Below are 25,528 nucleotides of genomic sequence, written 5' to 3'. Positions count from 1 at the left end.
TAATTTTAAAGGTGCTATATCAATAAATCTTTAGATTGTGTGATCTATTTCGCGCTTGAGCTATCTAAATCTGGGTATCACTCAAAGCGTTTGATGTAGATCAAACATGTGAACGAATAAATCTGGCAGTGTGGCCTCAGTTGTTATGGATGTAATAAAAAACAAAGCGCTGTGTTGTCGCTACGGAGTGAGATGATGAAAAAAAATATCGTATCAGGATTGATTGCCGCCGCCCTTTTTTCCACTGTTGCTGCCCCTGCACTGGCCCACAAGGCCGGTGACTTTATCGTTCGTGCCGGTGCCGTTGTAGTCGCCCCGGACGAGTCCAGCCCGGTTGTGGCCGATATCGCCTCTTTTGGCGTGGACAATAACACTCAGTTGGGTCTGAACTTCGGCTATATGCTGACAGATAACTTTGGTATCGAACTGCTGGCCGCGACCCCGTTCAGCCATGACGTATCTCTGGGTGCACTTGGCAAGATTGCTGAAACCAAGCATCTGCCGCCTACCTTGGTGGCCCAGTACTACTTCGGTAATGCCGAGTCCAAGCTGCGTCCTTATGTGGGTGTCGGTGTTAACTACACCAACTTCTTTGACAATGACTTCACCGATGAAGCTAAAGGTCTGGGTCTGGACAACCTGAGTTTGAGCAACTCCTGGGGCTGGGCCGCACAAGCGGGTCTGGATTACCAGATCAACGATAACTGGTTGGTGAATGCTTCAGTGTGGTATGCCAAGATCAGTACAGATGTGAAATTCACTATGGGCGGTGCCGAACAAGTTGTTGATACTGACATAGATCCTTGGGTCTATATGGTCAGCATAGGTTACACCTTCTAATCTCTTTCAAACCTAAGCTCCCAAACCCAACAAACTCCCAACCATAAAAAAAGGCGCCGTCGGCGCCTTTTTTATGAAAAACAATGAGAAGTTTATTTTATCCCTATTGTCCCTTGCGTTTCTTCACCTTCCAATGGCGGGTGTTATAGATAAACTCGGGCAGCAGTTTGGTGAGCCAGGCAACTGTTGCCCAGCGTTTGGTGACATAGACCCGGCGCTTGCCTTTTTGCAGGGCGCGGATGATTTGTCCGGCGACTACGTTGACTGGGGATAACCACAGCTTACTTTGTTGTAACGCGGCCTTATCCAGCAACCCCAACTGAATATCCGTAATGGTGATCGGTAGCTTGAGCCTTTGGGCATGCATGGACAGCCCTTCGAGATAGTTCATCCCAAAGGCTTTGGAGGCATGAAAGGCTACGCTTGGACCACCGCGAAGACCGGCAATGGAGTTGATAGCCGCAAGCTGGCCATATCCCTGCTCGCGAAACAGCCTGAAAGCTGTGTTGCAAACGGCGGCAAAGCCACGGACATTGACACTGATGATCTCATCTTCCAGCTGCCAGGGCAGATCCGGATGATAGGAGTTGAGTCCGGTATTGACCAACACCAGATGTGCGCCCCCCAACTGTTGCCAAATTTGCTCCAGCTCGGCTATCAAGGTTTGCGGTTTATCTATGTCCAGGCCAAACACCTGAGCCTCGGTTGCCAGGGTAGCGGCAAACTCTTTCAATGAGTCGGGATCCTGTGCCAGCAATGCCAGTTTAGTGCCTTCGTCGGCCAGGCGGCGGGCTATTTCACGGCTGAGGAGTGAGCTGGCGCCCACAATAATCGCAGTTGCTTGTGTCATAAGGATATTTGAACTCAAAAATGGAGTCCTATGATAGGATTATCCTCACAGGTTCTCAATGATTAAACTTGGATGTATAGACATCCAGAAGTCTTTGTGTATGATTAGGAGCTAGCAATGAAAATGACAGGCAACTGGCTGCGCATGCCAATGATGGCGGCTGTAGCAGGAATGATGGCACTCACAGGTTGTGCGACCCCGAATGCCACAGTCGAAATTGATGGCGATGTCTGGTACCGCGAGCGCATTGCCCTGCCACCGGAAGCCGTATTGACGGTTCAGGTTCAGGACGTTTCCAAGGCGGATGCTCCGGCAGAAGTGCTGGCGGTTATTCAGCGCGACAGCGTAACCAGTCCAACGCCTTTTAAGTTCATTCTTGCCCGGGATCAGTTCCAGCGTGGCCACAGCTACAGTGTCAGTGCCAGGATCACCCTCAAGGATGACTTACTCTTTATCAATACCCAGGCCTATCCTGTCAATATCGACAAGGTTGAGCCGGTATCCGTCATGGTGCAAAAGGTAGGGCGCTAACAGGTATACCAAGCCAAGCGCCTTGCCCTGAAAGTTCAGGAGAGGCGCTTTATGCCCGTAAGAATACCCGATAACCTGCCAGCCGCCGGCGTGCTTGAGTCGGAGAATATCTTCGTTATGTCCGAGAGCCGGGCGGCGATGCAGGATATACGGCCGATGAAGGTGTTGATCCTCAATCTGATGCCCAACAAGATTGAGACAGAAACCCAGTTGCTGCGGCTGTTGGGCAATACTCCGTTGCAGGTGGATATCGACCTGCTCAGGATCCACGACAAAGAGTCGAAACATACGCCGAGCGATCATCTCAATACCTTTTACCGTGACTTTGAAGATGTACGCCATCGCAACTATGACGGCCTGATCATCACTGGCGCTCCCCTGGGACAGCTGGATTTCGAGGAGGTCACCTACTGGGATCATATCCGCGAGATTATCGATTGGTCACAGGAGCATGTTACCTCGGTACTGTTTCTCTGCTGGGCGGCCCACGCCGGTTTTTATCACCTGTATCAACTCGAGCGCAAGATCCTCGCTGAAAAATGCTCCGGGGTTTATCAGCATAGGCGTATTCGCGCCCACGTGCCCTTGCTGCGCGGCTTTGATGATGAGTTTTATGCTCCGCACTCCCGTTATGCCCAAATGGATGTGGACGAGCTTAAGGCGCATCCCGAACTGACGGTGCTGGCCGAGTCAGACCAAGCCGGTGCCTACCTGGTGATCAGTAAGGACAATCGCAACCTGTTCGTGATGGGGCATCCAGAGTATCGCAAGTCGACCCTTAAAGATGAGTACCAAAGAGATCTAGCGGCCGGGTTGGCGCCCAAGATCCCGCAAAACTATTTCCGCAACGATGACCCAGAGGCGGAAGCGATTGCCCGTTGGTATAGTCACGGTAGTCTGTTGGTGAGCAACTGGCTCAACTATTATGTCTACCAGTTGACCCCTTATGACTTATCGGATCTCAGTGCTATTACGCCCTGGGAACAGAGTGGCTGAGCCGTAACGCCAAATGTTTTGTTGGCGGGAGTCGCAGTCTTGTGATTCCTGTCGCCTAAGTCCAAAAGGGCTTAGCTCATATCAAGCCAGATGGCGTCGGCCTCTACTGCTTATGCTTCCTCAAACTGATACTTCCTTCCCTAACCTTTTCTAAGCCGCAGTGTTTTGGCTTTCTTTCAGGGCACGCGCTGTCATCCTGCTGTAAATCCTCCCTGACAAAAATACCTATAAACAGAGTCCGTATTAGACTAATTATTACTTGCCTTACGTTCGCGTAAACGTCAAAGTGGCAGCAACAGAGTGCAAATTTGCTGCACCTTACACCGCCGGCCTGCTGTTGGGCCGGTGTTTGGGTGCCCAACAAGGGAGTCAACAATGAGTCGTCCTCAGGATATTGTTATCGTCGCCGCCAAACGAACCGCCATGGGCGGTTTTCAGGGCTGTCTTTCCACCGTGCCTTCTCCTCAGCTGGCGGCTTCCAGCATCAAGGCCTTGATGGAAACCACAGGAGTGAAGGGCGAACAGGTCGATGAAGTGCTGATGGGATGTGTATTGCCGGCCGGTCTCGGTCAGGCCCCTGCCAGACAGGCGGTTTTGGGGGCAGGTTTGCCCCAGTCTGTTGGCGCAACCACAGTCAATAAGGTGTGCGGCTCGGGGATGAAAACCGTGATGCTGGCGCACGATCTTATCAAGGCCGGCAGTGCCAATATCGTGATTGCCGGTGGTATGGAGAGCATGAGTCAGGCGCCGTATCTGCTGGATAAGGCTCGCGGCGGCATGCGTATGGGCCATGGTAAGGTGCTGGATCATATGTTCCTCGATGGGCTGGAAGATGCCTACACAGGTGGCGCCATGGGAACTTTCGCCCAGAAAACTGCCGACGATTTTGGCCTGACCCGTGAAGCCATGGACGCCTTCGCCCTGAGCTCACTGGAAAAAGCCAATGCGGCCATCGCCTCAGGTGCCTTCAAGGCGGAGATAGTCCCGGTAACCGTAAGCAGCCGCCGCGGCGATACTCTGATTGATACCGATGAGCAGCCCGGCAATGCCCGCCCTGACAAGATCCCGGCGCTACGGCCCGCTTTTGCCAAAGACGGCACCATTACCGCCGCCAACTCCAGTTCGATTTCCGACGGTGCCGCCAGTTTGATGCTGATGAGCCGTGAGCAGGCTGAAAACCTGGGGCTGGCAGTGATGGCCACCATCAAGGGCCATGCTACCCATTCCCAAGAGCCGGCCATGTTTACCACGGCGCCCGTGGGAGCTATGCAAAAACTCTTGGCACAGACCGGCTGGAGCAAGGATGAGGTCGACCTTTTCGAAATCAACGAAGCCTTCGCCATGGTGACCATGTTGGCCATCAGCGAGTTGGGACTGGATGCCGCCAAGGTCAACGTCAATGGCGGTGCCTGTGCGCTCGGTCATCCGATAGGTTGCTCCGGCGCCCGTCTGCTGGTGACTCTCATTCATGCGCTCAAGGCCCGAGGCCTCAAGCGTGGTATGGCATCGCTGTGCATAGGTGGTGGTGAAGCCACTGCCATGGCGATTGAGATCTGATATCCCGTCGGCCGCGGCAGCGGCCGACAACAAATTAAAGCAATCAACAAGACAGGACACGGCGCCATCAAAAAGCAGCCACAAGAGCTGTAGGTGCGTCGTCCCACTACCTACAAGGAATTCTTATGAGCACACAAGTCAAGCACTACATAGATGGCGAATTCGTCAACGGTTCCGGCAGCAAGCAGATCAATGTTACCAATCCGGCCAATAATGAAACCATCGCCTTTATCAACTGTGCGACCCAGCCGGAAGTTGAGCGCGCCATCGCCAGCGCCAAAGAAGCCTTCAAGAGCTGGAAGGAAGTGGCCGTTTCCGAACGTGCTCGGGTTATGCTGCGCTATCAACACCTTTTGAAAGAACACCATGACGAGCTGGCCACCATTTTGGCCCAGGAAACGGGTAAAACCTTTGAAGATGCCAAGGGTGATGTCTGGCGCGGCATTGAAGTGGCCGAGCATGCCTGCAACATCGCCTCCTTGCTGATGGGTGAAACGGTTGAGAACGTGGCCCGCAGCATAGATACCTACTCCTACACTCAGCCGCTGGGTGTCTGCGCCGGGATTACGCCATTCAACTTCCCGGCGATGATCCCGCTGTGGATGTTCCCGCTGGCTATCGCCTGCGGCAACACCTTCGTCCTCAAGCCGTCCGAGCAGGACCCAATGACGCCGCAGCGTCTGGTGGAGTTGTTTGAACAGGCCGGGGCTCCCAAGGGCGTGCTGCAGCTGGTTCATGGTGATAAAACGGCGGTTGATGTACTGCTGTCTCACCCGGATATCAAGGCGATTTCCTTTGTGGGCTCTGTGGGTGTGGGTCAGTACATCTACAAGACAGGCACTGATAACCTCAAGCGGGTGCAGGCCTTTGCCGGTGCCAAGAACCACTGCGTGATCATGCCTGATGCCAACAAGCAGCAAGTGATCAATAACTTGGTGGGCGCCTCGGTTGGCGCCGCCGGTCAACGCTGTATGGCGCTGTCGGTCGCTGTGTTTGTCGGCGCCGCCAAAGAGTGGATCCCTGAGCTGAAAGAAGCCCTGTCCAAGGTGCGTCCCGGTCTTTGGGATGACAAGGAAGCCGGTTACGGCCCACTCATCAGCCCGGCCGCCAAAGAGCGTGTGCTCAAGCTTATCGCCGAGGGCAAGGCCGAAGGCGCCGAGTGTCTGCTCGATGGTTCCGACTGCACTGTACCCGGTTATGAGTCAGGCAACTGGGTCGGCCCGACCATGTTCGACAAGGTAACCACGGACATGAGCATCTACAAGGAAGAGATCTTCGGCCCTGTGCTCTGCTGTATGGAAGCCGAGTCGCTGGAAGATGCCATTGAGCTGGTTAACGCCAGTCCTTACGGCAACGGCACCTCTATCTTTACCGCCAGCGGCGCCGCGGCGCGTAAGTATCAGCATGAAATTGAAGTGGGTCAGGTGGGTATCAACGTGCCCATTCCCGTGCCGCTGCCATTTTTCTCTTTCACGGGTTGGAAGGGCAGCTTCTACGGCGATCAGCACGCTTACGGCAAGCAGGCGGTGCGTTTCTACACAGAAACCAAGACCATCACCAGCCGTTGGTTCGAGTCTGATATCGCCTCTGGTCCCAACATGACTATCGCACTCAAGTAACAGTGTGAGCCCAAGGGCACCGGCAATGGCCGGTGCCCCTTTTTAATCGCAACAGTAAATAACAAGAGATCCGGCATCACCGGATCACCGCAAGACGCAGAGATCTGCGCACAGGAGTCAAGCATGGATTTCAATCTCAACGAAGATCAGCGCCAATTCGCCGAGCTGGCCCGTCAGTTTGCCGCCGATGAACTGGCCCCATTTGCCGCCAAATGGGATGAGGAGCATCACTTTCCCAAAGACGTGATCCAAAGAGCCGGGGAGCTGGGATTCTGTTCACTCTATTCTCCCGAGTCTGAAGGCGGCATGGGCCTGTCGCGTCTGGATGCCTCGATTATTTTTGAAGAGCTGGCCAAGGGCTGCACGGCCACCACAGCCATGCTGACCATTCACAACATGGCTACCTGGATGGTGACGACCTGGGGCCAGCAAAGTCTGCGGGCCGAGTGGTCTGAAGCGCTGACCACAGGCAGTAAGCTGGCTTCTTACTGCCTGACCGAGCCTGGTTCAGGCAGTGACGCCGCTTCACTTGCTACCCGCGCCGAGCGTGACGGCGATGAGTATGTGATTAACGGCTCCAAGATGTTTATCTCGGGCGCCGGCGCCACCGAGCTTTTGGTGGTGATGTGCCGCACCGGTGAGGCCGGCCCCAAGGGCATTTCGGCCATTGCCATCCCGGCTGATGCCAAGGGCGTTATCTACGGCAAGGCCGAGGACAAGATGGGCTGGAACGCCCAGCCAACCAGACTCATTACTTTTGAAAACGTGCGGGTGCCGGTCAATCATCTGTTGGGTGAGGAAGGCCAGGGCTTTACCTTCGCCATGAAGGGCCTGGATGGCGGCCGTATCAATATCGCCACCTGCTCTGTGGGTACCGCTCAGGCTGCACTTGAGCGCGCCACCGAATATATGCATGAGCGCAAGCAGTTCGGCAAACCACTGGCCGCCTTCCAGGCGCTGCAGTTCAAGCTGGCCGACATGGCCACAGAACTGGTCGCCGCGCGGCAGATGGTGCGTCTGGCGGCATTTAAGCTGGACAGCGGCGATCCCGAAGCCACGGCTTATTGCGCCATGGCCAAGCGTTTTGCCACAGATATAGGGTTTGCCGTGTGTGACAGCGCGCTGCAAATTCACGGTGGTTACGGCTACATCCGCGAATACCCGCTGGAGCGACATTTCCGTGATGTACGGGTACACCAGATCCTGGAAGGAACCAATGAGATTATGCGCCTTATCATCGCCCGCCGCCTGCTGGATGAGCATGCCGGCGAGATCCTCTAAGGCCAAACCCATTTAACCGAATTGCAAGGAGTCATTCATGTCTTTTTTGATTGAGCATATCGAAGGCCACACGGCTGTTCTGACCATCAACAATCCACCGGCCAACACCTGGACAGCCGAGAGCCTCAATGAACTGCGTCTCAAGGTGGAAGAGCTCAACAATGATCCCGATATCTATGCCTTGGTACTGACAGGGGAAGGGGAGAAATTCTTCTCGGCCGGCGCCGATCTCAAGTTGTTTGCCGATGGTGATAAAGGCAATGCCGCCACCATGGCACGCTGTTTTGGCGAAGCATTTGAAACCCTGAGCGCCTTTCGTGGTGTGTCTATTGCCGCCATTAACGGCTATGCCATGGGCGGCGGTTTGGAAGTGGCACTGGCCTGTGATATCCGTATCGCCGAAGAGCAGGCGCAGCTGGCATTACCCGAGGCCACAGTTGGCCTGCTGCCTTGTGCCGGCGGCACCCAGAATCTGACCGCTCTGGTCGGTGAGGGCTGGGCCAAGCGGATGATCCTTTGCGGTGAGCGAATCGATGCCGCCAAGGCCCGTGAGATTGGCCTGGTCGAAGAGGTAGTTGGTAAGGGCGAGGCCCTGAGCGCCGCCATTGCGCTGGCGACCAAGGCCGCCAAGCAGAGCCCATCGAGCGTGACCGTTTGCAAGCAGTTGATCCAGGCTGGACGTAATATGCCAAGAGCTCAGGCGCTGCCGCTGGAGCGTGAGCTGTTTGTGGCTCTGTTTGACACCCAAGATCAGAAAGAAGGGGTCAATGCCTTCCTGGAGAAGCGCGCAGCCAACTGGAAAAACGCATAAGGAGGCGCTGATATGAGTCATGAAGTGGTATTTCAGACCCTGGGAACCGCCAGCGGCAAGTTGATTGGTGTGGCGACACTTAATGTGGAAAAAGCACTCAATGCACTGAATCTCAATATGGTGCGTTTGCTGGCTAAGCAGTTGGCTGCTTGGAAACAGGATGAACAGATTGCCTGCGTGATCCTCGACGGCAGCGGCGACAAGGCCTTTTGCGCCGGTGGTGATGTGCGGGCGCTGTATCAGGCGCAGCAGGCCAATCCTGGCAGTTACACCCAGGAAGCCCGGGTGTTTTTCGAAGAGGAGTATCGGCTCGACTTTCAGCTGCATACCTTCGGTAAGCCTGTATTGGTTTGGGGTGACGGCATTGTGATGGGTGGTGGTCTTGGGCTGATGATAGGTGCCAGCCACAGGGTATTGACCGAGCGCTCGCGCATCGCCATGCCTGAGGTCACCATAGGCCTTTACCCGGATGTCGGCGGCAGCTATTTTCTCGGCCGCATGCCGGGCAAGACAGGGCTGTTTCTCGGCCTGACCGCCTACAACATGAATGCGGCCGATGCCCGTTATACCGGCATTGGCAATCATTTTCTGGCCTCAACGGATAAAGAGCGCATGCTCGATGCCATGGCGACGGTTAACTGGGGCAATAACACCAGTCTCAACCAGCAGAAGCTGCATGATCTGCTCAATGAACTGGAAACTCAGAGTGAAGAGCGTCCCGGCAGCAGCCGCTTGAAGGGCCATCAGGCTCAGATAGATGAGCTGATGACCGGAGATATGGGCGAAATTCTCGCCAAGATGCAGACCTTGGAAACCCAAGAGGGCTGGTTGCAGCGTGCCCGTGACACCATGCTGAGCGGTAGCCCGCTGAGCTGGGCGCTGGCCTACGAGCAGTCAAGGCTTGGGACCGATATGAGCCTGGCGGATTGTTTCCGCTTCGAGCTGGGTCTCAGCCTCAACTGCTGCGCCATAGGTGATTTTTGTGAGGGTGTCAGGGCGCTGCTTATCGACAAGGACCGTAATCCCAACTGGCGTTACGGCAAGGGCAAGATAGCACCGCAAGAAGCGGTATCTGCCTTGCTTGAGTCGCCATTTGAACATGAACACCCATTGGCCGATCTGTAACAGATATCGGTAAACAAGATTCCAACAGGGAGAGCAAACAGATGACAACAGTGGCTTTTATTGGTTTGGGCAACATGGGTGGGCCGATGGCGGTCAACCTGATCAAGGCCGGGATGACTGTTCGGGTATTCGATCTGGTGCCGGCGGCGATGCAGAGTCTGGCAGAGCAGGGGGCTATAACTGCCCAGAGCGCCTGTGGCGCAGCGGCGGGTGCCGATGTGGTGGTAACCATGTTGCCGGCCGGCAAGCATGTGCGTAGCCTGTACCTTGGCAGCGAGCAGCAGCAAGGGCTGCTGGATGTTGTGGCCGAGGGGACCTTGCTTATCGATTCATCGACCATAGATGCCGACAGTGCCCGCGCAGTGGCGGCTGGGGCGGCCGCCAAAGGGCTTGAGTTTGTTGATGCGCCGGTTTCCGGTGGCACCGCCGGGGCCGCGGCCGGTACGCTGACCTTTATCTGCGGCGGCAGCGACGCAGGTTTTGCCAAGGCCAAACCCGTTCTCGAGTGCATGGGCGCCAATATTTTCCATGCAGGCAGTGCCGGAGCCGGTCAGGTTGCCAAAATCTGCAACAACATGCTGTTGTCTGTCTTGATGGTGGGTACCAGCGAGGCACTGAGTCTGGGGATAGATAATGGTTTGGATCCCAAGGTGCTGTCAGATATCATGAAAGTTTCGAGCGGCGGCAACTGGGCCTTGGAGAAATACAACCCCTGTCCCGGGGTGATGCCAAGCGTGCCATCGTCCAATGACTATCAGGGCGGGTTTATGGTGGATCTTATGGTTAAGGACCTCGGCTTGTCCCAGGAAGCAGCGCTGTCCAGCCAGTCGAGCACCCCCATGGGCGCACTGGCGCGCAGCCTCTATGTCAATCATGCCCGTAAGGGCAATGGTCGTCGCGATTTTTCCAGTATTTTTGAACAATTCAAGCAAGAGAAATAAGGATAACCCAATGGATGTAAAAGGTAAGGTAGTCGCCATCACAGGTGGAGCCGGTGGACTGGGTCTGGCAATGGCGCAGGAGCTGGCCGCTGCCGGTGCCCGTCTGGCGCTGATCGATGTGGATCAGGACCGTCTGGAGCAAGCCTGTGCTCTGCTGGGCGAGACCGAAGTGCAGGGTTATGCGGTGGACATCACGGATGAAGAAGATGTGATGGCAACCTTTCAGTACATTCTGGAAGATTTTGGTCAGCTCAATGTGCTGGTAAACAACGCGGGTATTTTGCGTGACGGCATGTTGATTAAAGCCAAAGAGGGCCAGGTGACAGACCGTATGTCGCTGGAGCAGTTCCAGTCGGTCATCAATGTAAACCTGAGCGGCAGTTTCCTCTGTGGCCGAGAAGCCGCCGCTGCCATGATAAGCTCTGGTCAGGAAGGGGTGATTATCAATATCTCCAGCCTGGCTCGGGCCGGCAATGTGGGGCAGAGCAACTATGCCGCCTCCAAGGCAGGTGTCGCTGCCATGGCGGTGGGCTGGGCCAAAGAGCTGGCGCGCTACAAGATCCGGGCCGCTGCTGTTGCACCCGGGGTTATCGCCACCGAAATGACCGCCGCCATGAAACCGGAAGCGCTGGAGCGCCTGGAGAAAATGGTACCGGTCGGCCGTCTGGGTGATGCCGCTGAAATCGCCTCGACAGTTAAATTCATCATTGAAAACGACTATGTCAATGGCCGGGTATTTGAAATTGACGGCGGTATCCGCCTGTAATTCAATGCTTTGAGATCAAGGCCAAAATAGATATCATCCCTGTTCTTTACCGCGTTTCAAACAAGGACAGGGATGATGTTTTCTTCCACCAGGCAGGTTTCCTTTAACCCTCTATTGTTGTCAACCTCGCTAGTGCTGACAGCTTCGCTCTCCTGTGCTCTTGTGAGCTCACAAGCCAATGCTAGCCAAACCAACGCCAGCCAAACCTTACACACTACTCAGACAGTTCACCCCAGTGAAGCCAAAGCTGCCATACGTCACGAGGAAGGGCGGCAGATTTATGCCGAGCAGATGGAAGGAAAACTGCTCGCCAAAGACGGCCAGAGCTTGCCAGAGGGCGTTGCGCCCAAGACGTTGCTCGATTGGTTGGCGCCGGGACGTTCCCCGGACTTGCTGGCAAGCATAGGCGCCAAACCTTGGGGTAACCAGGGCCTGTATCTGGGCTATGCCTGCGTGGTTGCCGAAGGATCGGATCTTAAATATACAGATGGCAGCGATCTATGCAGTGAGAACTTTGCCGAGCGTCAGACCCATGATTTTTACTTTGGCGTATTTAAGCTGGACCAGGGGAGCTTCCAAGCTGTTGCTACCCACGATGGCCCACTCAATACCCCGGTCAACTGGAACTACTCCAATCTGGAGAGCACAGTGGATGGCGGTTCTGATACAGTACCTCAATCGGTCAAAAAGCTGGATCTGGCACCCTACAAGGTTAGTGACCAGTTAACCGCCATAGGGATCCGAGTTGGTTTCAGTGAAGGCTTTTCCGGTGGCGGCGCCTTCTATGAAGCGCTGCAGCTCTATGTAATCGATGGCGATAAGCTGGTGAATATCCTCTCTGAACCCATGTATTTCTATAAAGATCTGGCCGGAGAGCGGGATGAAACCGGCGTCCGCGCCCGGGTTATTGATGAAGGCAAAAATTTATTGCAGCTTCTTGGACGTCAACATCAGGGATACTATGACCTGCGCCTGAAAAATGTCGACAATGGCAGCAAAGTGGACTTTCGTTGGTCCAGGGACGCCGGGCGGTATTTGCCCAAAAACGCCGGTTGAGCCGCGCGTCTAAGTCTCTCAAAAGTTATCATTCTGCAATCCAGGGTGTCAGATACTTGTCCGCTTTGTATCACAGACGTTGACAATTCTTGTCCTGGATTGAACAATCCCCCTACTAAAAGGTAAAAGCACCAGAGGTATAAACACTCACCCATGCACTGGCTGGAGAAACAAATCAAGCGCCTGCTTTTGTTGGTGGGAGTCGTGGGTGTCACGGTAATTTACTTTGGATTCTTTTACCTGCTTCTCAGCGGTCGTTCCACTGAACCCATCACCTGGTACTATTTGCTTTCACCTTGGATCTGCATCTTTTTTGGATTATCCAGTATGCAGCAGTACAGGGTTTTGCAGTGGTTCTGCGCCAAATTTAAATAACAATACAAGACTTAAGTTGTAGTAGTTTCAACCTGCCCAGTGGGCGGGTGTTGGGGGAAACGAAACCATGATTTTCAATCCCGGAAAGCAAATTCTGGCCGCAGCGCTGATGGCTTCAGTGCTGCTGGGATGTGGTCAGCCTGCGCAGGAGCAACAAGCGCCTGCCGATAATGAGCAGAGGATTAGCGCCGCTTATGGCAGTTGGGTCTCTCCTTTGGGGGCCGCCGAAGTCTACGGCAGCGCCTCGGTAATAGGCGAGCTGCAGAGTGTCGGTGATGCGATTTACTTCTCGGAATCCAGCCCGGCCGAAGGCGGCAAGGTGGGGATCAAGCGTCTCGAAAAAGACGGCAGCATTACCAGTGTGGTAGCGCCGGCCTTTGGTATCGGCAGCCGCGTTCATGAATATGGCGGTGGCGACTTTCTCGGCATAGGCCAGAGTCTGTTTGTCACCAAGGGGCAGGATCAGCTGTTTTACCGGATAGCGCCCAATCAAGAGGCGCTGGCACTGACGCCCAATGGCACCCGCCATGGCGACTGTATCTCTTATCCCAAGGGCTCACGGATTATCTGTGTCCGGGAAGATCATCGTCAACCGGGAGAGCCCAAGGCTAGTTTAGTGACCATTAACCTGAATTTCTCCGGTGAAGGGGATATCTTTGTCGATGGACACGACTTTATCAGTTCTCCGGCAATCAATGCCGACAATACACAGCTTGCCTGGATCACCTGGGAACATCCCAACATGCCTTGGGATAATACCCGGTTGTGGCTTGGGGATCTTAACCGCAAGGGGCAGTTGACCAATATTCGCCAAATCGCCCCTGAGCATAAGGGCGCGCTGATGCAACCCCTGTTCAGCCCAAACGGCGTGCTTTACTTTATTGCCGACTATGACAACTGGTGGAACCTTTATCGGCTTGATGCCAAAGGCGATATCGAACAGGTTACCCAACTCAAGGCTGAAATCGGCGGCCCTGCCTGGAAGTTGGGGCAGCACGCTTACGCCTTTGAGAATGAAAACACCCTGATAGCCAGCTTCAACAAGGAAGGCGATGCCGGATTGTTGCGACTGGATCTGCAGACCGGCGTCATTGAAGTGCTGGCTGCCGACTTTGCCGATATCAAACAGGTGGTGCAGGGGGCCGACGGGGTTTATTTTGTTGGCAGTAGGCCAACACCCGAGCGCGGCATCTATAAGGTTTCCGGCCGCGGCACAGAACTTGTGTATGCTCCTAAAATTTGTGGTCTGGATCCCAGATACATCTCCCGCGCCATCAATGTGGAGTTCACCACCAAGGGGGGAGACAAGGCTCACGGCTATTTTTATCCGCCGGTAAATGGTGACTACCAACCTCTGCCGGACACCCGGCCACCTCTTTTAATGATGTTGCACGGAGGCCCGACCGCCAAGGCCAACCGCGCTTACAATAGCGCCATTCAGTATTGGACCAGTCGCGGCTTTGCCGTGTTTGAGCTCAATTACCGCGGCAGTACCGGCTTTGGTCGCCAATATCGCCAGAGTCTCTATGGCAACTGGGGTAAGGCCGATGTCGAGGATGCTGTCTGGGCCGCCGGGTTTTTAGTTGACCAAGGCTGGGTCAGTGCTGACAAACTGGCGATACGCGGCGGCAGTGCCGGTGGCTTGAGCGTGCTCTCGGCCTTAGCCTTCCATGATAAGTTTAAGGCCGGGGTGAGCTATTTCGGGATCAGTGATATCGAGGTGCTGGGCAAGGAAACCCATAAGTTTGAGTCAAGATACCTAGATCAACTGATAGGCCCTTACCCCAAAATGAAGGCTGTATATCGTGAACGCTCGCCCCTGTATCATCTGCAGGGATTCAATGAACCCTTGCTGCTGTTGCAAGGGCTCGAAGATAAGGTGGTGCCACCGAATCAGTCGCAACATATCTATAAGGCGCTGAAAGACAAGGGCGTGCCCACGGCGTTTATCGGTCTGGAGGGAGAGGGGCACGGCTTTCGCCAACCCCACAACAAGATACTGGCGCTGGAGTCAGAGCTGGTGTTTTACGGCATGGTGTTTGACTTCACCCCGGCGGGCATGTTGCCAACGTTGGCGCTGGATAATGCCGAAGCACTGGCGCGAGCCAGACTGCAAGCCCAAGCGCCTGAGTCTTGATCCTCAGACCTTTGGGGCCTCACTCGAAAGGCCATTTATGATGGCGCATTCAGACTGGTTGCCGCCGCGGCACTGGGATACCAGCTCGCTCAGTTGGGCATGCAGCGAGGCCAGTCTGGCCATCTTGTCTTCCAACGCCTGCAAGTGCCCATTGGCCAGACGTTTGACATCCTCGGCGCAGCGTTTGGGATTGTGTTTCAGTTGCAACAGATCCCGGCATTCATCCAAGGTAAAGCCCAGCTCGCGGCAGTGCTGCAAAAACTTGAGCGCCTCGATTTCAGCCGCCCGGTACACTCGATACCCATTGGCGCCTCTGTGGGCCTCAACCAAGCCTATGTCATGGTAATAGCGGATACTCTTGATACTCAGACCCGTTGCCTTGGCCACTTCGCCTATTTTCATCGCTGAACTCCTGCCCTGTTGGGACTTTTGTGGGCTATTTTGTCGCGTCGCAAGCGCATTGTTGAGAGTCAGAGCACCTTTTCGCTTATGGATAATTATCCGGACTTGACTCTCCCGTTACGGGAGACTTTAACCTTTATCTCAGTGTTGAGCCAGCCTCGCTTGCGAGGGGCACAGATGGGAGTTTCCAATGGACCAGATACAATTCACCATAGCGAATATGAAGTGCGGCGGCTGCGCCCGCAAGATAAAGGCCCTGTTCGCCGATGATACCGGCGTAGAAGCCGCTACCGAGGTGGCAGATAAGTCGTTGACGCTGACATTCGCCCCGGGCGCTGAGCTTACCCCCGCCGCGGCGCTGGCGAGGCTGAAAGACGCAGGTTATGACGCCGAGCAGGCCGAGATTGCCGCTCCCGGCGCCGGTGACAGCGCGCAAGAGCCCAGCCCTGAAGCCCCTGGCAGCTTTAGTTTCCATGTTGCCGATATGAATTGCGGCCACTGTGAGAGTAAGCTTCGCAAGGCGCTGGCTGATGAGCTTGAGGTAGACGTCGACCTTAAAGACAAACAGCTACGGGTGAAAAGTCACAAGAGCGCGGCAGAACTGGCCGAATTGATAACCGGCGCAGGCTTTACCCCGCAAACGCTGGAAGCTGGCAATACAAGTGAGCCGGAAAACTTCCGCTTTTATGTTGGCGATATGACCTGTGGCCATTGTGAGGCCAGTATTCGTAAGGCGCTCAGCGATGAAGCCGAAGTGACGGTCAATCTGAACCAGAAACGGCTTGCACTGAAAAGCCATAAAACCGCCGCCGAGTTGACCGAGCTGTTAAAGGCCGCTGGGTTTACTGCCGAGCCTTGGCGCGATGAGCATGCCGAGACTGATACTGATACCGAGACTGAGACAGAAGCTCAGGCTGACGCTTCGAAATCGGCAGTGGCCGCAACTACAACTGAAGCTGAAACTGGCAAGCATGCCGATAAAGCCGTCAAGCAGAAGGCCGCCACGGCTCACCCTGCCAACCCCACACTACTGTTTGTGCCGGATATGAGCTGCGCCAGCTGCGTGGCCAAGATAGAAAAAGCCTTTGCCGCCAAAGAGGTCGAGGCCAGAGTCAACTTGGCCGATAAGCAGGTGAGCGTAGCCGCAGGTTTGCCAGTGGCTGAAGCCGTTGCGCTGCTGCTCTCGGCCGGGTATCGCGCCGAGCCGATAACGGATGCCGCCAGTGCCATGGCCGACAAGGCCGAGCATGATGCCAGGGAATATCGCACTCGGATCAGACAGGCCATTGCCGGTCTTGGGCTGGGGATCCCCTTGATGATCTGGGGCCTGGCCGGTGGTGACATGATGATCCACGATAGCCAAAGCCAACTTATCTGGGGCGCCATGGGGCTGCTGACCTTGTTGCTGCTGGTCACCACCGGGGGGCATTTTTTCAGTGGTATGTGGCGCTCACTCAAGGCCAAGAGTGCCAATATGGATACGTTGATCGCCTTGGGTACGGGCACGGCCTGGCTTTACTCCATGCTGGTGGTGCTTATTCCCGGCTTTTTCCCCGACGGCACCCGTCATGTGTACTTTGAAGCCAGTGTGATGATCCTCGGCTTGATTAACCTTGGGCACGCATTGGAGCTGAGAGCCCGCGGCAAGACCAGTGAAGCGGTGCAGAAGCTTATTGGCCTGCAGAGCAATACGGCCATCAAGATCACCGAAAACGGCGATGAAACCGTGGCCATAGCAACGCTGGTGGTGGGCGACAAGCTGAGACTGCGCCCGGGTGACAGAGTGGCGCTCGATGGTGAAGTGCTTTCAGGCAATTCGCTGCTCGATGAGTCCATGCTCACCGGCGAACCCATTCCCGTGGCTAAATCGGTGGGCGACAGTCTGAGCGCCGGCACAGTCAATGGAAACGGCAGCCTTATTTACCAAGTTACTGCCGGGCCTGCCGATACCCGCCTGGCGAAGATTATTGCCCTGGTTCAGGAGGCCCAGACCTCCAAGATGCCCATAGGGCGACTGACAGACAAGATAGCCGCCGTGTTTGTGCCTGTGGTGGTGGTGATTGCGCTGCTGGCGGCCATCATCTGGTATTTTGCCGGCCCAGAGCCTGCGCTGTCTCATGCGCTGGTGGTGCTGACCAGTGTGCTGATCATCGCCTGTCCCTGCGCCTTGGGGCTGGCGACGCCTATGTCCATCATGGTATCTGTCGGCCGCGCCGCTTCCATGGGGGTATTGGTGAAAAACGGTGAGGCGCTGCAAACCGCCAGCAAGGTTAGCTGTGTGGTGCTGGATAAGACCGGCACCATCACAGAAGGTAAGCCCGCCGTCACCCAGGTAGATATTTTCGATGATGCCTTTGATGAGCGCGAGCTGCTGCGCGCCGTGGCGAGCCTTGAGCAACACTCGGGTCACCCCTTGGCGGCGGCGCTGCTGGATGCCGCCAAAGCCAAAGAGGTTGTGCTGAGTGAGCCGCAGGGGTTTGACTATCGCCAGGGGCAAGGTCTGCTGGGGCAGTTTGAAGGCCGGCAGTGGGCGGTCGGCAACAGCAAGCTAATGGACGCACTGGGCATTAGGCTGACCGAGGCGCATCAGGCAAGGCTGGAGCAGGGGGCGGCGCTTGGACACACCCAGGTGCTGGTGGCCCGAGATAATCAACTGCTGGCGTTGGTGGGGATCAGTGACCCAATCAAAGCCGATGCCAAGGAAGCCATGGCCGCGCTCAAGGCCCAGGGTAAGCGCTTGGTATTGCTCAGTGGTGATAACCAGGCCACAGCCGAAGCCGTGGCGCGTCAGGTGGGGATAGAGGAAGTCATCGCCGGGGTGTTACCGGATGAAAAGCAATCCTGGGTCAATAAGTTTCAAGCGCAGGGTGAAGTGGTGGCCATGGTCGGTGATGGGATCAATGACGCCCCGGCGCTGATGGCCGCCGATGTCGGCATTGCCATGGGCTCGGGCACAGAGATTGCCATAGAGAGCGCCGACCTGACTTTGCTTAACCCAAGGCTGGGCAGCTTGGCCGGGGCATTTGCCCTGTCGCGGGCGACGCTTGGCAACATCAAGCAGAACCTGTTCGGTGCCTTTATCTACAACACTCTGGGGATCCCGATTGCAGCCGGGGTGCTGTACCCGCTGACAGGGATCTTGCTGAGCCCTGTGGTGGCCGGTGCTGCAATGGCGCTGTCTTCATTGACTGTGGTGACCAACGCCAACCGCTTGCGGCGTCAGTCTTTAGATTAAGCTTTTTCAGCGTTCGAGCCGGGGGAATTGCCCCGGCTTTTTATTGTTTTCTTGTTTTATCGCCTTGTTTTTCCTGTTTAAATAAGGGTTTTGCCTTTGCTCAGCACCAATGCCTGCCGAAAAACGCAGCCTGTGGTCAATATAAGTTTGGGGCTGGATATCGCTGGCCGAGCGAGTCACAGCAAGGGCAACGGGGAATAAGAAAAGGAATAAGAAAAGGAATGGGAAAGGAGTAGGAAAATGCAATCCAGAAAATTAACCGCGGCAGCTAAGCTGAGTCTGCTAGGCGGTGTCTTGCTGCTCAGCGCCATCTCTGTGCCTGCTCAGGCGGGCTGCGGCGAGAAAACCACTGAGTGCATAGTGATCAAGGGTGACAGCCCAAAGACCCTGGAGTGTGAAATCACGGTTTGTGCCAATGTGCACTCATTTCTCAGTCGCTGGCAGTTGGCCGATGGTACCACGCTGAGCACGGATTACACCGAGGACAGCGAGAGCATCACTATCAATGGTGAGCCGGGATATGCCTTGCCGGCAGATATTTTGCGCACTGAACTTGGCTGTTACAGCACTTTTGCAACAAACAAGGCGGAAACTACCTTGGTGTGTGGCCGCGATCTGGATTTTTAATCTGCTTGCAGAAGATTTTTAAAGTCTTTTATAAACAGCTGGTTGCACTGCTTTATCTCACTGGCTGCCCGCGAGTTTGGTTGATAATTCACGCAGGAATGTTATAGTGCCCGGCTTTATTTACCCGGCCAATCATAGGCCTTGGGCTCTTGGACGCGGCTTTACATAGCCAGGTCCCGCATCTGGATATTTTGGAATCATACAGTGATAACGACAGCTAACATCACCATGCAGTTTGGCGCCAAGCCGCTGTTTGAAAACATCTCGGTTAAATTCGGCGAAGGCAACAGATACGGCCTTATCGGCGCCAATGGCTGCGGTAAGTCTACTTTTATGAAGATCCTTTCCGGTGAGTTGGAGCCAACCTCGGGTAATGTGTCGCTGGATCCCAACGAGCGTCTGGGTAAGTTGAACCAGGATCAGTTCGCCTATGAAGAGCACAGCGTTATCGACACAGTGATCATGGGCCACAAAGAGCTGTGGGCGGTGAAGCAGGAGCGCGATCGCATCTACTCCTTACCGGAAATGAGTGAAGAAGATGGCATTAAAGTGGCCGATCTTGAGATGCAGTTTGCCGAAATGGACGGTTATACCGCAGAAAGCCGCGCCGGTGAGCTGCTGCTCGGGGTGGGTATTCCGCTGGAACAACATTTTGGCCCCATGAGTGAAGTGGCACCGGGTTGGAAACTCAGGGTGCTGCTGGCACAGGCCTTGTTCTCTGATCCTGATGTGTTGCTGCTCGACGAACCGACCAACAACCTGGATATCGATACCATTCGCTGGCTGCAGGAGATGCTTAACCAGCGTAACAGCACCATGATCATCATTTCCCACGACAGATACTTCCTCAACTCTGTCTGTACCCATATGGCGGATCTGGACTATGGTGAGCTGCGGGTCTATCCGGGCAACTATGATGAATATATGACAGCCGCCTCTCAGGCCCGCGAGCGCCTGGTGGCTGAAAACGCCAAGAAGAAGGCACAGATTGCCGAGCTGCAAACCTTCGTGGCGCGCTTCTCTGCCAACGCTTCTAAGGCCAAACAGGCCACGTCCCGTGCTCGTCAAATCGACAAGATCAAGCTGGATGAGATCAAGGCTTCCAGCCGGGTTAACCCCTACATTCGTTTCGAGCAGGAGAAGAAACTGTTCCGTAACGCTTTGATTGTTGAGAACATGAGCAATGGTTACGATGAGCTGCTGTTCAAGGATGTGAACTTTATCGCCGAAGTGGGCGAGCGTATCGCGATTCTGGGTGAAAACGGTGTGGGTAAGACCACCTTGCTGCGTACTCTGATCCACGAGTTGCCACAAAAGAGCGGTACCATTCAGTGGTCTGAAAACCATCGTATCGGCTACTACGCCCAGGATCATGCCAGCGACTTTGAAAATGATATGAACCTGTTCGACTGGATGGGTCAGTGGCGTCTGGAAGGTGATGACGATCAGGCGGTGCGTTCAGTGCTGGGCCGTATGCTGTTCAGCGCCGACGACATCAAGAAATCTGTCAAGGTACTGTCCGGTGGTGAGCAGGGGCGTATGCTGTTTGGCAAGCTGATGCTGCAAAAGCCCAATATTCTGGTGATGGACGAACCGACCAACCACCTGGATATGGAATCGATTGAGTCGTTGAACAACGCCCTCGAACTCTATGAAGGCACCTTGCTGTTTGTCAGCCATGACCGCGCCTTCGTTTCATCTCTGGCCAACCGTATCATAGAGATAAGCGCTGATGGCGTGAGCGACTTCAAGGGCACTTATGATGAGTTCCTGGCCAGCAAAGGCATTGAAGCCTAAGTCTTTTGTGGCGAGCTTGGTTTAACACCAAGTGAAAGAATCACAATAAACAAGGCCGGTTCATTGAACCGGCCTTGCTGTTTTTTAAAGGCTTGGATCGGAGGCTGGACTTCCACTTCTGATTACTGTCGCCATAACGCTGGAATTAAGTTCAATCATTGTTTGTCGCTATTTATATTTGTAGCCTGACTTTGTTACAGCCCGGCTTTGGCCAGCTCTGCCGCCATCTGTTCAAGGCCGCTCAGGCCTTGGATATCGGTTTCCTTGAGTGGCAGTCGAAAGCGGGGCAGCCTGCTAAAGTTTGCGTCTATCTCTTCGAGGTGCACGGCTTCCTGCTGGCGGCGTTTGGCAAGAAAACTGCCATCGGCCTCGGGTGGCAGCAACCGATTGATTACCAAACCGGCCAGCGGTAACTGCTCGGCCTGCAAACTGGCCACGGCGCGGCGGGTTTCCAGAATAGGCAGCTTCTCTGGGGTCAGGACAAACAGCAGCCCTGTTTGCTGCGGATCTTTAATCAGCTCACGGGTGCGCTGCAGCAGCCGTTGGCGCGCCAGCAAGGTTTCGGCTATGGCCTTGTTGCGCGGCGCCATTCCGGCGGTGGCGTGCTCGGCCGGATCGTCGAAGGGGTTATCGACATCACGGCCCCGCCCGGGTGTCAGATGCGACAACATGGCGCCGAGCTTTTCTGATTTCTGATTGGCGCTCAGCATACCTTGGGTCCAGGCGGCCATCGCCTCAGGAAGGCTTAGTAGCCTAAGCGTATGGCCGGTGGGCGCGGTATCGAAAATAATCAGATCGTATTCACCGAGGCCGCTTTTTAGGGTCTTGGCAATCCGCTCCAGCAAGGCGGCTTCCTGGGCACCGGGAGACTGTCGGGTGAGACGCATCTGCCGCTCAATTTCAGCGAACATCTCCGGGCGGGTAAAACTCTTCAACTGTTGGCTGACCCGGTCGAGATGTTGGCGCACTTCCTCATCCGGGTCGATTTCCAGCGCATCCAGATTGGGTGCCAGCCGGGTGTAGTGATCGCCTATCTGCTTGGCAAAGGCATCGCTCAGGCTGTGGGCCGGATCTGTGGATACCAGCAGGACTTTCTTGCCGCGCCCGGCCGCCAACAGGGCCAGTGAGGAGGAGACAGTGGTCTTGCCGACACCGCCTTTGCCACCCACCCACAGAATACGTTTGTCGGTCAGCTGCGCCATAGCACGTCCTTAATTAACATTTTGTTTCAACAGCATCTGAACTGATCCAGCGGTGAGTGGGGCATACCCATACGCAGGTGCCAGTCATGGAACTTTTCCAGCATCAAGGGCTGCAGCTCCAGAGTGTAGTAACTGGCCGGGTTGGGTACCCCCATCATTTCGGAGAAGATCAGCAGCATAAAGAGATCGTCCTGCTCCCTGCGGGCACGGGCGACTGCCGAGCGAAAAGGGGCGTTATATGCCTCTTCCGCCAAGTGGCTCAGGTCTTTGACCAATGCCTTGATCTTCGCCAGCTTCATCAGTCGTTCTCCGCCGCGGTTTTACGCGCCTTGAGCGATCGGCTCAGCGTAGCACTGCACTCCAGTGAAATTACTATGGCGGCGATCAGTACCACCAAGTCCAGAGTAAACAGGAACCAATCCTGCTTGTCGTAGAAGCCCTTGAGCTGAATAAGCAGGCCCATGGTGGTCATCACCAGCAGGAAGATAAGCGGAGCCAGGGTATACCACATGGGGCGACCCAGTTTCACCAGCATCACTGTGATTACCAGCAGTGTCAGGCCAGCCAGCAACTGGTTGGTGGTGCCAAACAGCGGCCAGATCAGCATGCCACCAGAGCCGTCACCGCCGGCACCGAAGGCCAGCAGCAAGCAGGTGCCCACGGCCAGCAGAGTGGCGACGGCGCCATTTTGCATCCAGTTGAGGTTATAGATGCTGCCCCATTCCTGGAAGATGTAACGCTGTAGCCGCAAGCCAGTGTCCATAGTGGTACCGGCAAACAGCACTACCATTACCGTCAGCAGGGTTTGTGCCATGGTTTCATCCATACCTATCCCGGATTCGAGGATATTGGCGCCGCCCTTGATAAAGGCGCTGACGCCCCCCTGACCAAAGGCGTGATAGATGGCCTGCCAGTCGGCCAGGGTCGCAAAACCCGCGGTGGCGGCTATGATGGCCGCCAGTGCCAGAGAGCCTTCGCCTATGGCGCCAAAGTAACCGACAAAACGCACATCCGGCTCTTTATCCAGCTGTTTTGAGGTGGTTCCGCTGGAAACCAGGCCGTGGAAGCCGGAAATCGCGCCGCAGGCAATGGTAACAAACAGCAGTGGCACCAAGGATGGAGTGCCTTCGGGCACATCGGTATTAAAGGCCGGCGCCACTATATCAGGCGCACCCAGAAGCACGGCGCCGTAAAGCAAGCCTAAGCCGATAAATAGCTGAATACCATTGATATAGTCCCGTGGTTGCAGCAGCATCCATACCGGCAGCAGCGAGGCGATGGCGGCATAGACAAACAGCAGGATGATCCAGCTCTGGTTATCCGACAGCGGCCCTAGGGTTTCCGGCAATGCCAGCGGCATGGACGGGCCGATATAGATCAGCGCGTACAATGCCGCCACGCCGACAATGGATACCACCAAGAGGTTGATAAGACGGCGGTAGATGAGCTGGCCTATGATGAGTGCCACCACAATGGCGCCCCAAACCGGCAGGGTAGCGCTGGGGAAGTTGATCAGCTGCTTGGCAATGACGACGGCAAACACGGCGTTAACCATGAGCAACACCAAGAATATCACCACCATAAAGATGCTGCGGGCCCGCTCGCCGATAACATCACCCGTGACCGCACCTATGGATTTGGCCTTGTTGCGGTTGCTGGCCCAGATGGCGCCGGCATCGTGCACCCCGGCAAAGAAGATGGTGCCAAACACCACCCAGAGGAAGGCCGGCACCCAGCCCCAGATAACCGCAATGGCCGGGCCGATAATCGGCGCAGCTCCGGCCACAGAGGTAAAGTGGTGGCCCCAAAGCACATATTTATTGGTGGGCACATAGTCGATACCATCCTGCATCTCGTGCGCAGGAGTCACGAAGTTGGGATCGACTTTGAAGATTTTTTCGCAGATGAATTTTGAATAGACAAAATAGCCGGCCGCCATCGCGCCCAGGCCCATTAACATCAACAGCACAGCATTCATGGGACACCTCTTGTTGTTGTTTTGATGTGTTGATGTTAATGGAAGGTGGTTGTGGCTGATATCAGACTAAAGTCCTATTCGCTCGCGGCTATCAAGAACAGCATTTTTGCTGTAGGCGTTTGTCAGTAAAGCAATAATTGCCTGCAATACCGCTGTGGATGATTTCCCGGCATGTCCAGCACCGATGAGGAGCGCAAGCTGCGAACCCATGGCCTTTATTCTGATACGAGTAATTGAGGCGAGGGTGGCGATTATCGCCAGTTTGTGAACAGATACCGACCATCGAAGCTCATTTTTGACATTTAGTATGGCAAAGCGGGGCGCGAAGGCTTGGCTTTGAGGCTAAAATGGGCCTGCGCCACCGGCATCCAGTGGCGCAGATAATATCAATAACATCACAAAGGAAGCTGGATTGTGACGAAGAAAATTATCCTGGATACAGATCCCGGTATTGATGATGCAATGGCAATTCTGTTTGCCGAAGGGCATGCCGCCGTGGATCTTATCGGTATCACCACTGTATTTGGCAACGCCACCATTGAAAACAGTACTCGCAATGCCCTGTATTTGAAACAGAAATACGGCATGAAGGCAGACGTATCCATGGGGGCGGATAAGCCGCTGTCGCGCCCCCCTGTCGGCCCTACCACCATAGTTCATGGTGAAACCGGTTTTGGCGATCTGCAAGTCAGCGCCGCCGATGTCAGCCTGAGCGCCGATCCCCGTCCGGCTTGGCAATATATTGTCGAGCAGCTCAAGGCGCAGCCGGGGGAGATCACTCTGGTGGCTGTTGGGCCTCTGACCAATCTGGCACTGGCACTGCAGCATGAACCCGGGATCACTAAACTGGTTAAAGAAGTGGTGATCATGGGGGGGGCCTTTGGGGTGAACGGTCATCAGGGTAATGTCAGCCCGTTTGCCGAAGCCAATATCCATGACGATCCCGAGGCGGCCGATATGGTATTTACCGCCGACTGGCCCGTGGTGATTATCGGTCTGGATGTGACCCATGAGAGTTTCTTTACGCCCGAGTATCTGGATAAGCTGCGCGATGAAGCCGGTGAGCCGGGACGCTTTATTCACCAGATAAGCCGTTTCTATCTCGACTTTTACCAGCGTAGCCTGGGAATTTCCGGCTGCCACGTGCACGACCCCTCGGCGATTGCTTATGTGATAGACCCCAGCCTGTTTACCCTGAGAAAGGGGCCTGTGCGGGTGGTCTGCTCCGGGCCAGCTATAGGTCACACAATGCAGAAAACCTATGAGCGGCGCCATCCCCACGATGACTGGAGTGATATGCCGCCACAGAGTGTTGGGGTAGGGGTGCGCAACGAGGCGCTGCTCGAACTGTATCGCAACACCCTGATAGATTTCGGTCGTCGGTAATTATCTTCCAGGATCA

Annotated in this window: 22 protein-coding genes and 1 pseudogene; 18 read left to right on the top strand and 5 right to left on the bottom strand. The window is 55.2% G+C overall.

Annotated features, from left to right (window positions below; genetic code table 11):
• Window positions 1-192: 192 nt before the first annotated feature.
• Entirely contained in the window at window positions 193-840 is a 648-nt protein-coding gene (gene ompW / locus K5621_RS13275) for an outer membrane protein OmpW (RefSeq protein WP_039032772.1), read from the top strand.
• Window positions 841-943: 103 nt separating this feature from the next.
• Here ompW and K5621_RS13270 read toward each other — a convergent pair whose 3' ends face one another.
• Window positions 944-1,690 (bottom strand): SDR family NAD(P)-dependent oxidoreductase, encoded by a 747-nt coding sequence (locus K5621_RS13270; protein WP_100145367.1) that lies wholly within the window; start codon window positions 1,688-1,690, stop codon window positions 944-946.
• A gap of 117 nt (window positions 1,691-1,807) precedes the next feature.
• Here K5621_RS13270 and K5621_RS13265 point away from each other — a divergent pair, with 117 nt between their 5' ends.
• From K5621_RS13265 to K5621_RS13215, 12 genes are all read left to right on the top strand, one after another.
• A complete protein-coding gene (locus K5621_RS13265) occupies window positions 1,808-2,221 on the top strand; it encodes a YbaY family lipoprotein (protein WP_425332447.1) in 414 nt (137 codons plus the stop codon).
• Between the two features lie 51 nt (window positions 2,222-2,272).
• Window positions 2,273-3,217 (top strand): homoserine O-acetyltransferase MetA, encoded by a 945-nt coding sequence (gene metA / locus K5621_RS13260; RefSeq protein ID WP_093982681.1) that lies wholly within the window; start codon window positions 2,273-2,275, stop codon window positions 3,215-3,217.
• 375 nt (window positions 3,218-3,592) lie between these two features.
• Window positions 3,593-4,774, top strand: coding sequence for a thiolase family protein (locus K5621_RS13255; RefSeq protein WP_093982682.1), 1,182 nt, complete (start codon window positions 3,593-3,595; stop codon window positions 4,772-4,774).
• Between the two features lie 125 nt (window positions 4,775-4,899).
• Window positions 4,900-6,393: a CoA-acylating methylmalonate-semialdehyde dehydrogenase gene (locus tag K5621_RS13250; RefSeq protein ID WP_025009786.1), complete on the top strand. Its 1,494-nt coding sequence runs from the start codon at window positions 4,900-4,902 to the stop codon at window positions 6,391-6,393.
• A 123-nt stretch (window positions 6,394-6,516) separates the two neighbouring features.
• Window positions 6,517-7,674, top strand: coding sequence for an acyl-CoA dehydrogenase family protein (locus tag K5621_RS13245; protein WP_025009787.1), 1,158 nt, complete (start codon window positions 6,517-6,519; stop codon window positions 7,672-7,674).
• 37 nt (window positions 7,675-7,711) lie between these two features.
• Window positions 7,712-8,485, top strand: coding sequence for an enoyl-CoA hydratase (locus tag K5621_RS13240; RefSeq protein ID WP_039032778.1), 774 nt, complete (start codon window positions 7,712-7,714; stop codon window positions 8,483-8,485).
• Between the two features lie 12 nt (window positions 8,486-8,497).
• Entirely contained in the window at window positions 8,498-9,610 is a 1,113-nt protein-coding gene (locus K5621_RS13235; protein WP_221049464.1) for an enoyl-CoA hydratase/isomerase family protein, read from the top strand.
• A gap of 41 nt (window positions 9,611-9,651) precedes the next feature.
• Window positions 9,652-10,551, top strand: a complete 900-nt coding sequence (gene mmsB / locus K5621_RS13230; protein WP_221049463.1) for a 3-hydroxyisobutyrate dehydrogenase — start codon at window positions 9,652-9,654, stop codon at window positions 10,549-10,551.
• 10 nt (window positions 10,552-10,561) lie between these two features.
• The gene (locus K5621_RS13225; protein WP_039032781.1) at window positions 10,562-11,317 is read left to right on the top strand and encodes an SDR family oxidoreductase; all 756 of its coding nucleotides are present in this window, start codon (window positions 10,562-10,564) and stop codon (window positions 11,315-11,317) included.
• Window positions 11,318-11,479: 162 nt separating this feature from the next.
• Window positions 11,480-12,373, top strand: coding sequence for a hypothetical protein (locus tag K5621_RS13220; RefSeq protein WP_221049462.1), 894 nt, complete (start codon window positions 11,480-11,482; stop codon window positions 12,371-12,373).
• 153 nt (window positions 12,374-12,526) lie between these two features.
• Window positions 12,527-12,748, top strand: coding sequence for a hypothetical protein (locus K5621_RS20025; RefSeq protein ID WP_100145379.1), 222 nt, complete (start codon window positions 12,527-12,529; stop codon window positions 12,746-12,748).
• Between the two features lie 109 nt (window positions 12,749-12,857).
• Window positions 12,858-14,885 carry a S9 family peptidase gene (locus K5621_RS13215; RefSeq protein ID WP_221051194.1) on the top strand — a complete coding sequence of 676 codons (2,028 nt, stop codon included), beginning with the start codon at window positions 12,858-12,860 and terminating at the stop codon, window positions 14,883-14,885.
• Window positions 14,886-14,888: 3 nt separating this feature from the next.
• On the opposite strand, the gene K5621_RS13210 is transcribed toward K5621_RS13215, so the two are convergent.
• On the bottom strand, window positions 14,889-15,287 hold the full coding sequence (locus K5621_RS13210; protein WP_221049461.1) for a MerR family DNA-binding protein: 399 nt from the start codon (window positions 15,285-15,287) through the stop codon (window positions 14,889-14,891).
• A 190-nt stretch (window positions 15,288-15,477) separates the two neighbouring features.
• Here K5621_RS13210 and K5621_RS20100 point away from each other — a divergent pair.
• The 4 genes and pseudogenes from K5621_RS20100 to K5621_RS13195 form a co-directional block, all read left to right on the top strand.
• Window positions 15,478-16,119: pseudogene (locus tag K5621_RS20100) on the top strand (heavy-metal-associated domain-containing protein); the annotation flags it as partial.
• Window positions 16,120-16,317: 198 nt separating this feature from the next.
• Window positions 16,318-18,522 carry a heavy metal translocating P-type ATPase gene (locus K5621_RS13205; protein WP_342370170.1) on the top strand — a complete coding sequence of 735 codons (2,205 nt, stop codon included), beginning with the start codon at window positions 16,318-16,320 and terminating at the stop codon, window positions 18,520-18,522.
• Window positions 18,523-18,762: 240 nt separating this feature from the next.
• A complete protein-coding gene (locus K5621_RS13200) occupies window positions 18,763-19,149 on the top strand; it encodes a hypothetical protein (protein WP_208186006.1) in 387 nt (128 codons plus the stop codon).
• Between the two features lie 204 nt (window positions 19,150-19,353).
• Window positions 19,354-20,946 (top strand): ABC-F family ATPase, encoded by a 1,593-nt coding sequence (locus tag K5621_RS13195; protein ID WP_025009796.1) that lies wholly within the window; start codon window positions 19,354-19,356, stop codon window positions 20,944-20,946.
• Between the two features lie 194 nt (window positions 20,947-21,140).
• On the opposite strand, the gene K5621_RS13190 is transcribed toward K5621_RS13195, so the two are convergent.
• The 3 genes from K5621_RS13190 to K5621_RS13180 are packed head-to-tail and all read right to left on the bottom strand — an operon-like array spanning window position 21,141 to window position 24,126.
• Window positions 21,141-22,148: an ArsA family ATPase gene (locus tag K5621_RS13190; protein WP_221049459.1), complete on the bottom strand. Its 1,008-nt coding sequence runs from the start codon at window positions 22,146-22,148 to the stop codon at window positions 21,141-21,143.
• A 26-nt stretch (window positions 22,149-22,174) separates the two neighbouring features.
• Window positions 22,175-22,447 (bottom strand): cory-CC-star protein, encoded by a 273-nt coding sequence (locus K5621_RS13185; protein ID WP_025009799.1) that lies wholly within the window; start codon window positions 22,445-22,447, stop codon window positions 22,175-22,177.
• Window positions 22,447-24,126 (bottom strand): carbon starvation CstA family protein, encoded by a 1,680-nt coding sequence (locus tag K5621_RS13180; RefSeq protein WP_221049458.1) that lies wholly within the window; start codon window positions 24,124-24,126, stop codon window positions 22,447-22,449. Before K5621_RS13180 ends, K5621_RS13185 begins: the two co-directional genes overlap by 1 nt.
• A 414-nt stretch (window positions 24,127-24,540) precedes the next feature.
• Here K5621_RS13180 and K5621_RS13175 point away from each other — a divergent pair, with 414 nt between their 5' ends.
• A complete protein-coding gene (locus K5621_RS13175) occupies window positions 24,541-25,512 on the top strand; it encodes a nucleoside hydrolase (RefSeq protein WP_221049457.1) in 972 nt (323 codons plus the stop codon).
• Window positions 25,513-25,528: the final 16 nt, after the last annotated feature.

The organism is Shewanella carassii (assembly GCF_019670705.1).
GTDB classification, from domain to species: Bacteria; Pseudomonadota; Gammaproteobacteria; order Enterobacterales; family Shewanellaceae; genus Shewanella; species Shewanella carassii.
This window is presented reverse-complemented; position numbering and strand designations above follow the sequence as displayed.